This window comes from Klebsiella sp. D-Nf1 (genome assembly GCF_002810515.1).
Taxonomy (GTDB): Bacteria; Pseudomonadota; Gammaproteobacteria; order Enterobacterales; family Enterobacteriaceae; genus Klebsiella; species Klebsiella variicola.
Genome location: NZ_PIOK01000004.1, coordinates 272,461 through 284,475, shown reverse-complemented (window position 1 = coordinate 284,475; position 12,015 = coordinate 272,461). Strand labels below are relative to the sequence as shown.

The window sequence follows — 12,015 nt, the reverse complement described above, 5'->3', positions numbered from 1 at the left end:
ACGATGAGTAAATGTAGCGCTGATGAAACCCCGGTATGCTGCTGTATGGATGTTGGCACCATTGTGGACAACACCGACTGCACCGCCTCATACAGCCGCGTGTTCGCCAACCGCGCTGAAGCGGAGCAAACGCTCGCTGCGCTGAGCGAGAAAGCGCGTAATGTGCAATCTGAACCGTGCAAAATCAACCCGACCTTCACCGACGTTGACGGCGGCGTACAGCTGGATATCGATTTTATTTTTAGCTGCGAAGCCGAATCGCTGATCTTCCAGTTAGGATTACGTTAATCCCTCCGTTTAACGCCCCGTAGAAGGGGCGTTACCTTTCTATTCAATGTGTTTTGGCTCGCAATTTTTCGCTTCCCCGATTGGCTTAATGTAAAAAATTAGTTAAGACTGTTATCAGGTCAGACCACTTGATTGTTTTGCTTAACAGGGGAGCGTTATGAGTCAGGCATTACCGCTTATCACCCGTCAGGGCGATCGCATTGCCATTGTCAGGGGTTTACGCACGCCATTTGCGCGCCAGGCAACGGTTTTTCATGGCGTTCCGGCCGTTGATTTAGGAAAAATGGTCGTTGGCGAAATGCTCGCCCGGAGTGACATTCCCGCGGACGTCATTGAGCAGCTGGTATTTGGTCAGGTGGTGCAGATGCCGGAAGCGCCGAATATCGCCCGGGAAATCGTGCTCGGCACTGGAATGAGCGTACACACCGATGCCTATAGCGTCAGTCGCGCCTGCGCCACCAGCTTCCAGGCCGTGGCGAACGTCGCTGAAAGCCTGATGGCCGGCACCATCCGCGCCGGTATCGCCGGCGGCGCCGACTCCTCCTCTGTGTTGCCCATTGGGGTCAGTAAAACGCTGGCCCGCACGCTGGTGGATGCCAATAAGGCCCGCACGCTGAGCCAGAAACTGAAGCTATTTTCACGTCTGCGGCCGCGCGACCTGCTGCCGGTCCCCCCGGCAGTGGCGGAATATTCAACCGGTTTGCGGATGGGCGATACCGCCGAGCAGATGGCGAAAAGCTGGGGAATCACCCGGGAACAACAGGATGCGCTGGCGCATCGGTCGCACCAACTGGCGGCCAAAGCCTGGGAAGAGGGAAAGTTGTCAGCCGAGGTGATGACCGCCTACGCGCCCCCCTTTCGCGAGCCGCTGGAGCAGGACAACAATATTCGTAAAAATTCAACCCTCGCAGATTACCAAAAGTTACGCCCTGCCTTTGACCGCAAACATGGCACCGTCACCGCAGCCAACAGCACGCCGCTGACGGACGGCGCGGCGGCGGTGATCCTGATGACCGAGTCCAGGGCCAAAGAGCTGGGTCTGACGCCGCTGGGTTATCTGCGCAGCTATGCCTTTACCGCCATCGACGTCTGGCAGGATATGCTGCTGGGGCCCGCATGGTCCACGCCGCTGGCGCTGGAGCGGGCAGGTCTGACGCTGGCGGATCTGACGCTTATTGATATGCACGAAGCTTTTGCTGCGCAGACGCTGGCCAATCTCCAGTGTCTGGCAAGCGAGCGCTTTGCTCGTGAAGTGCTGGGACGCTCGCAGGCCACCGGTGAGGTGGATGAGAGCAAGTTTAACGTCCTCGGCGGATCTATTGCTTATGGTCATCCTTTTGCTGCCACCGGCGCGCGGATGATCACCCAGACGCTGCATGAGTTGCGGCGACGGGGCGGGGGATTCGGTCTGGTGACGGCCTGCGCGGCAGGTGGTCTGGGTGCGGCGATGATCGTGGAGGCTGAATAATGGATGCTGTTTCCGCTTTTAAGCTTGAGGTCCGTGCGGACAAGATCGCGGTGATCACCATCGATGCCCCAGGTGAGAAAATGAATACCCTGAAAGCTGAGTTCGGCAATCAGGTGCGGGGGCTGATACGTCAGGTTCGTGATGATAAGTCGGTGCGCGGCGTGGTGTTTATCTCCGCCAAAGCGGATAACTTTATCGCCGGCGCAGACATTAACATGATTGCCCGCTGCCGCAGCGCGCAGGAAGCGGAAGCGCTGGCGCGCCAGGGACAGCAGATTATGGCTGAGATCCATGGCTTGTCGATCCCGGTGATTGCCGCCATCCACGGTGCCTGCCTCGGCGGCGGTCTGGAGCTGGCGCTGGCCTGCCATGGCCGGATCTGCAGCGATGACGAAAAAACCCGACTCGGTTTGCCGGAAGTGCAGCTTGGCCTGCTGCCGGGCTCCGGGGGGACGCAGCGTTTACCGCGGCTGATTGGCGTCAGTACGGCGCTGGATATGATGCTTACCGGCAGGCAACTGCGTGCGCGCCAGGCGCTGAAGGCCGGTCTGGTGGACGAGGTGGTTCCGCAGGCGATTTTATTGCAGGCGGCGGTGGCGCTGGCGCTGAAGGGGCGACCGGCCAGCCGGGATATGCCCGTACGCGAACGCGTGCTGGCGGGGCCTTTGGGCCGCCATCTGTTATTCCATTTCGTTGGCAAACAAACGCAGCGCAAGACCCAGGGGAACTATCCGGCGGTGAAGCGAATTCTGCAGGTTGTCGAGAATGGCCTGGCCCACGGTTGCAGCAGCGGTTACGCCGAAGAAGCTCGCGCGTTTGGCGAACTGGCGATGACCCCGCAGTCGCAAGCGCTGCGATCGATCTTCTTTGCCAGTACCGATCTGAAAAAAGACCGTGGCGCTGAAGCCGAGCCCGGACCGCTGACGAGCATTGCGGTGCTGGGCGGCGGCCTGATGGGCGGGGGGATCGCCTATGTGACCGCCTGTAAGGGCGGGCTGCCGGTGCGCATTAAAGATATCCAGCCGCGTGGCATTAACCATGCCTTAAAGTACAGCTGGGATCTGCTGAATAAACAGGTCCGCCAGCGTCGTCTGCGCCCCAGTGAGCGCGATCGCCAGATGGCGATGATCTCCGGCGCCACCGACTATCAGGGCTTTGCTCATCGCGACGTGGTGATCGAGGCGGTATTTGAGGACCTGGCCCTGAAGCAGCGGATGGTCAGCGAAGTGGAGCAATATTGCGGGCCGCAGACCATCTTTGCGTCGAACACCTCATCGTTACCGATAGGCGATATTGCCGCCCAGGCACGTCGCCCCGGGCGGGTGATCGGCCTGCATTTCTTCAGTCCGGTGGAAAAAATGCCGCTGGTTGAAGTGATCCCGCATAAGGGAACCGATCCGCAGGCTATCGCCACCGTGGTGCAACTGGCTAAACGTCAGGGGAAAACGCCGATTGTTGTCGCGGATAAAGCGGGCTTCTATGTGAACCGCATCCTCGCGCCCTATATCAATGAAGCGATGCGCCTGCTGGTGGAGGGCGAACCGGTTGAAGAGATTGATAAGGCCCTGGTTAAATTCGGTTTCCCGGTAGGGCCAATCCAGCTACTGGATGAGGTTGGTATCGATACCGGCACCAAAATTATCCCCGTGCTGGAGAGCGCGTTTGGAGAACGTTTTAGCCCACCTGCAAACATCATTGACGCGATTTTGAAGGACGATCGCAAAGGTAGAAAAAATAATCGTGGTTTCTATCTTTATGAGACAAAAGGGCGTAAAAGCAAAAAACGGCCCGACCCGGCAGTCTATTCGCTGCTCGGCATCGACCGCCCCCAGTCGCGGCTGTCCGCGCAGCAGGTGGCGGAACGCTGTGTGATGATGATGCTTAACGAGGCGGCGCGCTGTTTTGATGAGCTGATTATCCGTAGCGCGCGCGATGGCGATATCGGCGCCGTCTTTGGTATAGGGTTTCCGCCATTTCTTGGCGGCCCGTTCCGGTATATGGATACTATCGGCGCGGGTGAAGTAGCCGCGATCCTGCAGCGCCTGGCCGCCCAGTACGGCCCACGTTTTACACCCTGTGACACTTTATTACGCATGGCCGAACAGGGGACAACCTTTTGGCCAGCGGATGAACGGCTGACCTAAGTTGTGGTCAAAGAAGATAAATCCGGCTGCGGATGACGCTGTTGATTGGCTGTTTTGTAAACAATGATTGACTATACTTACGCCATTGAGGTAAAAAACAGCGTTTCATTCGTTGAATGGATCAGGCACAATGCCCGGCCACCGGGTCACCTGCGTATTGTCTTCGCAGGCCAAACTACGGTGCTTCTGGTTAACAAAAGCGGTGCAATATGCAAGTTTTTATTATGCGTCACGGCGACGCTGCCCTCGATGCAGCCAGCGACTCAGTTCGTCCATTAACCGTATGCGGTTGTGATGAGTCTCGTCAGATGGCAACCTGGCTGAAAGGTCAAAAAGTGGATATTGAGCGCGTTCTTGTCAGTCCCTATCTGCGTGCAGAACAGACGCTGGATATTGTTGGGGAGTGCATGAACCTGCCGAAACATGTCGACGTGATGCCGGAACTCACGCCGTGCGGCGACGTAGGCCTGGTTAGCGCCTATCTGCAGGCGCTGGCGAATGAAGGCGTGGCGACGGCGCTGGTCGTCTCCCACCTGCCGCTGGTGGGGTACCTGGTCTCAGAGCTGTGTCCGGGGGAAACGCCTCCGATGTTCACCACCTCGGCTATCGCCTGCGTGACGCTGGACGCCGACGGCAAGGGTGAATACCTCTGGCAGAAAAGCCCCTGCAATCTCAAGATGGCCAACGCCATCTGACGGCCCCGGAGCCCGCCGTTAAGGCAGCTCCGGCGGTTGCCACTCCTCTACCTCAATCAGTATCAGCAGTGCGGCGTCACCGCCGTACTCTTTTGGTGCCTGGTGAAACGCCATAATATGCGGGTGTTGCGCCAGCCACAGCGGGGTTTGCTGTTTGAGAATATGTTTGCCGTGCCCGTGCATCACACAGGCGCAAAACACATGTTCGCGGCGGCAGGCGGCAATCAGCGCGCCCAGCTCCTGTTTGGCCTGCTGCTGGGTGAGCCCATGCAGATCGAGAAACAGTTCCGGCGAATAATCCCCACGGCGCAGCTTTTTCAGCTCAAAATGGCTGACGTCGGCGCGGACATATTTCGTTGAGCCTTCGGTATTCAGTAGCGGCTGAAACTCATCGGAGAAATAGTGGCTGTTATCGGCCTGTTCCTGCAGCAAACGCTTCGGGGCAACCTCGGTGATTTTCTTGCGCTGCGGGCGGTGAACGATGGTGTCCTGCTTGATCTTTCGCGTGCCGGTCATCAGCTGACGGAACAGCGCCTGATCCTCCTCGCTTAGCGATGTCTTCTTTTTCATTGTCCGCTCTCATTAATACTTTGCGCTAGTTTACCCGACTCAATATCCCTTCGGGCAAGGAAAACCTGTTTTTTCCCCGGCCACCCTACGCAAGAATGCTGATTTATCGCCGTCTTCATGGCACACTAGCCGCCGAATTTATAGCAGAGTGTGCCCTGGAGGTTGTCGTGGATAAAATTTTTGTTGATGAGGCAGTCAATGAGCTGCATACCATTCAGGACATGCTGCGCTGGGCGGTAAGCCGTTTCAGCGCCGCTAATATCTGGTACGGTCACGGCACTGATAACCCGTGGGACGAGGCAGTACAGCTGGTGCTACCGTCGCTCTACCTGCCGCTGGATATCCCGGAAGATATGCGCACTGCGCGTCTGACCTCCAGCGAGAAACACCGCATCGTTGAGCGGGTGATCCGTCGCGTGAACGAGCGCATTCCTGTCGCCTATCTGACCAACAAAGCGTGGTTCTGTGGGCATGAGTTTTACGTCGATGAGCGGGTGCTGGTGCCGCGCTCCCCGATTGGCGAACTGATCAACAACCAGTTTGCCGGGCTGATTAACCATAAGCCACAGCATATCCTTGATATGTGCACCGGCAGCGGCTGCATCGCCATCGCCTGCGCCTATGCCTTCCCGGAAGCCGAAGTCGACGCTGTGGATATCTCCCTGGACGCGCTGGCCGTCGCCGAGCATAACGTTGAGTCCCACGGGCTGATCCATCAGGTGACGCCGATCCGCTCCGACCTGTTCCGCGATCTGCCGAAGCTGCAGTACGATCTGATCGTCACCAATCCGCCGTACGTGGATGAAGAGGATATGGCCGATCTGCCGGAAGAGTATGAGCATGAGCCCGTGCTGGGTCTGGCCTCTGGTAGCGACGGCCTGAAGCTGACGCGCCGCATCCTCGGCAACGCGCCGGATTATCTCAGCGATGACGGGATTCTGATTTGTGAAGTCGGTAACAGCATGGTACATCTGATGGAGCAATATCCGGACGTGCCGTTTACCTGGCTTGAGTTTGATAACGGCGGCGACGGCGTCTTTATGCTGACCAAACAGCAGCTGATTGACGCCCGCGCGCACTTCGGTATTTATAAAGACTAAAAAAACAACACGCCAACATAACGAAAAAGATTGGAGCCGTGATGGCAGGAAATACAATTGGACAACTCTTTCGCGTCACTACCTTCGGCGAATCGCACGGCCTGGCGCTGGGCTGCATCGTCGACGGCGTGCCGCCGGGCATCCCGCTGACCGAAGCCGACCTGCAGCACGACCTCGATCGTCGTCGCCCGGGCACCTCGCGTTACACCACGCAGCGTCGCGAGCCGGATCAGGTCAAAATTCTCTCCGGCGTCTTCGAAGGGGTTACCACCGGGACCAGTATCGGTCTGCTGATTGAGAACACCGATCAGCGTTCGCAGGATTACGGCGCGATCAAGGACCTGTTTCGTCCGGGCCACGCCGATTACACCTACGAGCAAAAGTATGGTCTGCGTGACTATCGCGGCGGCGGTCGTTCCTCCGCCCGTGAAACGGCGATGCGCGTGGCGGCCGGGGCGATTGCCAAAAAATTCCTCGCCGCGAAGTTCGGCATTGTCATTCGCGGCTGCCTGACGCAGATGGGTGATATTCCGCTGGCCATCAAAGACTGGGATCAGGTCGAGCAGAACCCGTTCTTCTGCCCGGACCCGGATAAAATCGACGCCCTGGATGAACTGATGCGCGGCCTGAAAAAAGAGGGTGACTCCATTGGCGCGAAAGTGACGGTGGTGGCTGACGGTGTACCGCCGGGCCTCGGCGAGCCGGTCTTCGATCGCCTGGATGCCGATATTGCCCACGCGCTAATGAGCATCAACGCCGTGAAAGGGGTGGAAATTGGCGACGGCTTCGACGTGGTGAAGCTGCGCGGCAGCGAAAACCGCGATGAAATCACCAAAGATGGATTCCAGAGCAACCACGCCGGCGGCATTCTTGGCGGCATCAGTAGCGGACAGCAGATCGTTGCCCATATCGCGCTGAAACCTACCTCCAGTATTACCGTTCCCGGTCATACGATTAACCGCTTTGGCGAAGAAGTGGAGATGATCACCAAAGGGCGTCACGATCCGTGCGTCGGCATTCGCGCCGTACCGATCGCTGAGGCGATGCTGGCGATCGTCCTGATGGATCACTTTATGCGTCAGCGCGCGCAGAATGGCGATGTGACGACGACAATTCCACGCTGGTAACCATGAAAAACACCGTTATCGCACTGCTCGCGCTGCTGGCCAGCGCCAGCAGCCTGGCCGCGACGCCGTGGCAGAAAATATCTCAGCCGATCGGCGGCAGTGCCCAGTCGATTGGCGCATTTTCTAATGGCTGTATCGTGGGCGCCGAGGCGCTCCCTCTGAGCGCCACCGGCTATCAGGTGATGCGTACCGATCAGCGTCGCTATTTCGGTCATCCGGATCTGGTTCAGTTTATTCAGCGCCTGAGTAATCAGGTGCACAATAAAGGAATGGGAACCGTGCTGATTGGCGACATGGGGATGCCGGCGGGTGGGCGCTTCAACGGCGGTCACGCCAGTCACCAGACGGGCCTGGATGTCGATATCTTCCTCCAGCTGCCGCAAACGCGCTGGACATCGTCTCAGTTGCTGAAGCCGCAGGCGCTGGATCTGGTCGCCAGCGACGGCAAGCGCGTAGTACCGTCGCTGTGGAGCCCGCAAATCAGCCAGCTGATCAAGCTGGCGGCGGAAGATAGCGAGGTCACCCGTATTTTCGTCAACCCGGCGATTAAACAGCAGCTGTGCCTGGACGCGGGCAGCGACCGTCAGTGGTTGCGTAAAGTCCGTCCCTGGTTCCAGCATCGCGCCCATATGCATGTTCGTCTGCGCTGTCCGGCAGGGAGCCTTGAATGTGAAGAGCAGGCGCCGCCGCCGGCTGGAGATGGCTGCGGGGCGGAGCTACAAAGCTGGTTCGAACCACCTAAACCCGGGTCTACCCCACCTGTGAAGAAGACGCCGCCGCCGTTGCCGCCTTCCTGTCAGGCGCTACTGGATGAGCATGTGCTGTAATGGATAGTTTTATCGAGTTGTTTGCCGTATCGCCGCTGGTGCTGGTTGTGCTTTTCTTTGTCGCCATCCTGGCCGGTTTTATTGATTCACTGGCCGGAGGCGGGGGCTTACTGACCGTGCCGGCGCTGATGGCGGCAGGAATGCCGCCGGCCCAGGCGCTGGCGACCAATAAGCTGCAGGCCTGCGGCGGGTCGCTATCAGCGACCCTCTATTTTGTCCGCCGTAAGGTGGTCAGCCTCGCCGACCAGAAGCTGAATATTCTGATGACCTTTATCGGCTCAACCGCCGGTGCGCTGCTGGTACAGCACGTCCAGACCGATATTCTGAAGCAGATCCTGCCGTTGTTGGTTATCGGGATTGGCCTCTATTTCCTGCTGATGCCGAAACTGGGCGAAGCGGATCGTCAGCGTCGACTGTACGGTCTGCCGTTTGCGCTGGTCGCTGGCGGCAGCGTAGGATTCTATGACGGCTTTTTTGGCCCCGGCGCCGGTTCGTTTTATGCGCTGGCTTTTGTCACCCTGGCCGGGTTTAACCTGGCGAAGTCGACGGCCCATGCCAAACTGCTGAACGCGACCTCAAACCTCGGCGGTCTGCTGCTGTTTATCATCGGCGGGAAGGTCATCTGGGCCACCGGCTTTGTGATGATGGCCGGCCAGTTTATTGGCGCTCGCGCCGGCTCCCGGCTGGTGCTGAGTAAAGGGCAGTCGCTGATCCGGCCGATGATCGTTATCGTCTCGGCGGTGATGAGCGCGAAGCTCCTCTATGACAGCCACGGGGCTGAGATTTTGCAGTGGTTGGGAATTCATTAATGCAACAGCAACACCATTATCAGCAGCTGATTGACCTCTTCGACAGCTGCTTTGCCGAAGATTTTAATACTCGCCTGGTAAAAGGCGACGATGAGCCGATCTACCTTCCGGCCGATGACGACACGCTCTATCACCGTATCGTGTTTGCGCACGGTTTTTTTGCCAGCGCCCTGCACGAGATTTCTCACTGGTGTGTCGCCGGCAAAGCGCGCCGCGAACAAGTCGATTTTGGCTACTGGTACTGCCCGGACGGCCGCGATGCGGTGACTCAAAGCCAGTTTGAGGACGTCGAGGTGAAACCGCAGGCCTATGAGTGGCTGTTCTGCGTGGCGGCGGGATTTCCGTTTAACGTCAGCTGTGACAATCTGGAAGGAGACGTTGAGCCCGATCGCATCGCCTTCCAGCGCCGGGTCCATGCTCGGGTGATGACTTTGCTTGAACAAGGGATCCCCGAACGTCCGGCGCGTTTTATTCGCGCATTGCAACATTATTATCAAACGCCGACATTGACGGCGGAACACTTTCCGTGGCCGGAAGACCTGCACTAAGGCCACACATTACATGACAAGAGGTAAGATGATGATCGCGGAGTTTGAATCACGCATTCTGGCGCTGATTGACAACATGGTAGACCACGCCAGTGATGATGAACTGTTTGCCGGCGGTTATCTGCGCGGCCACCTGACGCTGGCGGTGGCTGAGCTGGAAGGGGAGGGCGAGCATTCTGCTGAAGCGGTAAACAGTAAGGTCAGCCAGAGCCTGGAGAAGGCCATCAGCGCTGGCGAACTGTCGCCGCCGGACCAAATTCTGGTGCAGGGGATGTGGCATAACCTGTATCAACAGGCGAAAAATCAGGCCTGAGCCATGTTGTAGCCCGGGTCAGGCGTCAGCCGTACCCGGGAAATTGCCTGCCCTCATGGTTTTATTTCACCGCTTTTCCCTTCAGCAGTTTTCTCACCCACAGACGATTCGGATTCAGCGCCGCCAGGGTATCGCTATCCAGCGGCAGCGGTTCAGCGCTCATCTGCGCCGCCAGCAGCTCAGCGCTTAACGGCGCGGTGCAGAGACCCCGCGATCCGAGCGCGCCAAGCATAAACAGGTTGTGACAGACCGGCGCGCGACCGGCGTTATCCTGCTGTTCGTGGAGGCTGGCGTATTGCGTCAATGTTGCCTGATAGTCCGGCACGTTACCGACCATTGGCAGGTGATCGCGGGTGGCGCAGCGTACACCGCAGCGGGCGTCATTGGCGCTGATATCCACGTCCTGCGCCCAGTCCGCCTCCGGGAAGCAGTCGATCAACCGTTGCCGGTTGTGCTGCTGATCTTCCTCACTGAAGGTGGTGTCGGTCTTCCCGCGATGGTAGCTGGCGCCAATGCAGTGCTGCTGATTGTGCGGATTCTGCGGTGTCAGGTAGCCATCGTAGCACAGCACCTGGCGCAGGGCGGAAAGCTGCGGGGTGGTGGGAATATGACTGACCTGGCCGCCAACAGGGTAGACCGGCAGCTGGGCGGTTTGCGCAAAATCCGCGATGCTGTAGCCGTTCGCCAGCACCACCGCCTGATGATAGCGCTGCTGATTGAGCAGCCAGCCATCGCCCTCCATGCTGAGCGTTTCGACGTGATAACCATAGCGCACGTGCAGGCCGCGAGTTGCCGCCAGCGCCAGCAGCTCGGCGGTGAGCTGCTGCGGGCACAGCCAGCCGCCGGCCGGATAGGTGATGCCGCCGCAGCCGGTATCGACGCCGGTCAGCCCGACAACCTGTTCCGCCGTCACCGCGCAGGCGATGTCCGGGGGTAAATTCAGCGCCAGCATCTGGGCGATTTTGTGCGCGCTTTTTTCATCCCAGCCGAGCTGGGTGACGCCGCACCATTGATGATCGAACATCACCGGTAGCGCGTCATACATTCGGCGGGCGAAGGTAAAGGCCGCCGGGAAAAAGCGAGCCAGCGCCGGATCGTGCTGGCTTAACAGCGGATACAGTGCGCCCTGGCGATTGCCGGAGGCGCCCTGTGCCGGGGCGTCGTCGGCGCAGTAGAGGGTCACCTGCCAGCCTCGGCGCAGCAGCGCGAGGGAGAGCAGGGCGCTGGCGATCCCTCCACCGATGATGGCTGCCTCGCGGGCATCGCTGCTCCTGCGAGCGAACCAGGGCGCGCGCGCAGGAAAGCTCAGCGCTTGCGCCATCTCACCGGTCAGCATCTCCCGTTTGCGGCCGAAGCCTTTGCTTTTACGCATGGTAAAGCCGGCCTCCTGCAAACCGCGACGGACAAAACCAGCGGAAGTGAAGGTAGCCAGTGTCCCGCCAGACCGCGCCAGGCGCGCCATGGCGTTAAACAGATCCTGAGTCCACATATCGGGATTTTTGGCCGGGGCAAAGCCGTCAAGAAACCAGGCGTCCACCTGCTGGTTCAGTGACTCATCCAGTTCCCTGGTCAGCTCGTTGATATCGCCAAACCACAGATCGAGCGTCACCCGTCCGCCGTCGAGCAGAAGACGATGGCATCCGCCGAAGGCCGACGGCCATTGCGCCTGCAGTTGCTCCGCCCACGGAGCCAGCTCTGGCCAGCGCTGGTGCGCCAGGCGGAGATCTTCAGCCTTCAGTGGATATTTTTCAAAACTGATGAAATGTAACCTTTGCAGGGTAACGTCCGGGTTATCACGAACAAAAACGTCAAACGCCTGCCAGAGGGTCAGGAAATTGAGACCGGTGCCGAAGCCGCTCTCCGCGACGATAAACAGTGGCCGAGAGTGGCTGGCGAAGCGCTCCGGCAGGTGATTTCCACCGAGAAAAACGTAGCGCGTCTCTTCCAGACCATTGTCATTGGAAAAGTAAACATCGTCGAAATCTCGGGAAACAGGTGTACCCTCAGCGTTGAATTCCAGGTTGGCTGGTTGTATGACGTTTTGTTTCACGTAAGTTACTCGAATCACAAGGCGTAGCACGATCTTAACGATGTGTGCCTGAGGGCGCAAATTTATACATAAATTG

Annotated in this window: 12 protein-coding genes; 10 read left to right on the top strand and 2 right to left on the bottom strand. The window is 58.7% G+C overall.

The window, feature by feature from the left end; genetic code table 11:
- The first annotated feature begins 3 nt into the window (after positions 1 to 3).
- The 4 genes from CWM54_RS18045 (at position 4) to sixA (ending at position 4,595) form a co-directional block, all read left to right on the top strand.
- Positions 4 to 288 carry a YfcZ/YiiS family protein gene (locus tag CWM54_RS18045; protein WP_012967491.1) on the top strand — a complete coding sequence of 95 codons (285 nt, stop codon included), beginning with the start codon at positions 4 to 6 and terminating at the stop codon, positions 286 to 288.
- A 157-nt stretch (positions 289 to 445) separates the two neighbouring features.
- Entirely contained in the window at positions 446 to 1,756 is a 1,311-nt protein-coding gene (fadI, locus tag CWM54_RS18040) for an acetyl-CoA C-acyltransferase FadI (protein ID WP_008803904.1), read from the top strand.
- Positions 1,756 to 3,900, top strand: a complete 2,145-nt coding sequence (gene fadJ / locus CWM54_RS18035) for a fatty acid oxidation complex subunit alpha FadJ (protein WP_100698029.1) — start codon at positions 1,756 to 1,758, stop codon at positions 3,898 to 3,900. Before fadI ends, fadJ begins: the two co-directional genes overlap by 1 nt.
- Before the next feature lie 209 nt (positions 3,901 to 4,109).
- On the top strand, positions 4,110 to 4,595 hold the full coding sequence (sixA, locus tag CWM54_RS18030; RefSeq protein WP_008803906.1) for a phosphohistidine phosphatase SixA: 486 nt from the start codon (positions 4,110 to 4,112) through the stop codon (positions 4,593 to 4,595).
- 18 nt (positions 4,596 to 4,613) lie between these two features.
- On the opposite strand, the gene smrB is transcribed toward sixA, so the two are convergent.
- On the bottom strand, positions 4,614 to 5,165 hold the full coding sequence (gene smrB, locus CWM54_RS18025) for an endonuclease SmrB (RefSeq protein ID WP_004201792.1): 552 nt from the start codon (positions 5,163 to 5,165) through the stop codon (positions 4,614 to 4,616).
- Positions 5,166 to 5,332: 167 nt separating this feature from the next.
- On the opposite strand from smrB, the gene prmB reads away from it, so the two are divergent.
- Genes prmB through CWM54_RS17995 form a run of 6 tightly spaced genes read left to right on the top strand, consistent with a single transcriptional unit; the run spans position 5,333 to position 9,889 of the window.
- Positions 5,333 to 6,265: a 50S ribosomal protein L3 N(5)-glutamine methyltransferase gene (gene prmB, locus CWM54_RS18020; RefSeq protein ID WP_100698027.1), complete on the top strand. Its 933-nt coding sequence runs from the start codon at positions 5,333 to 5,335 to the stop codon at positions 6,263 to 6,265.
- A gap of 41 nt (positions 6,266 to 6,306) precedes the next feature.
- Positions 6,307 to 7,392 carry a chorismate synthase gene (gene aroC / locus CWM54_RS18015; RefSeq protein ID WP_061153754.1) on the top strand — a complete coding sequence of 362 codons (1,086 nt, stop codon included), beginning with the start codon at positions 6,307 to 6,309 and terminating at the stop codon, positions 7,390 to 7,392.
- A gap of 2 nt (positions 7,393 to 7,394) precedes the next feature.
- The gene (gene mepA / locus CWM54_RS18010; RefSeq protein ID WP_061153755.1) at positions 7,395 to 8,219 is read left to right on the top strand and encodes a penicillin-insensitive murein endopeptidase; all 825 of its coding nucleotides are present in this window, start codon (positions 7,395 to 7,397) and stop codon (positions 8,217 to 8,219) included.
- Positions 8,219 to 9,028, top strand: a complete 810-nt coding sequence (locus tag CWM54_RS18005) for a sulfite exporter TauE/SafE family protein (protein WP_061153756.1) — start codon at positions 8,219 to 8,221, stop codon at positions 9,026 to 9,028. Before mepA ends, CWM54_RS18005 begins: the two co-directional genes overlap by 1 nt.
- The gene (locus tag CWM54_RS18000; protein WP_100698025.1) at positions 9,028 to 9,576 is read left to right on the top strand and encodes an elongation factor P hydroxylase; all 549 of its coding nucleotides are present in this window, start codon (positions 9,028 to 9,030) and stop codon (positions 9,574 to 9,576) included. The genes CWM54_RS18005 and CWM54_RS18000 overlap by 1 nt, the downstream gene beginning before the upstream one ends.
- A 31-nt stretch (positions 9,577 to 9,607) precedes the next feature.
- A complete protein-coding gene (locus CWM54_RS17995) occupies positions 9,608 to 9,889 on the top strand; it encodes a YfcL family protein (RefSeq protein WP_008803913.1) in 282 nt (93 codons plus the stop codon).
- A 61-nt stretch (positions 9,890 to 9,950) separates the two neighbouring features.
- On the opposite strand, the gene mnmC is transcribed toward CWM54_RS17995, so the two are convergent.
- Positions 9,951 to 11,939, bottom strand: coding sequence for a bifunctional tRNA (5-methylaminomethyl-2-thiouridine)(34)-methyltransferase MnmD/FAD-dependent 5-carboxymethylaminomethyl-2-thiouridine(34) oxidoreductase MnmC (gene mnmC, locus CWM54_RS17990; RefSeq protein ID WP_100681059.1), 1,989 nt, complete (start codon positions 11,937 to 11,939; stop codon positions 9,951 to 9,953).
- Positions 11,940 to 12,015 lie beyond the last annotated feature (76 nt).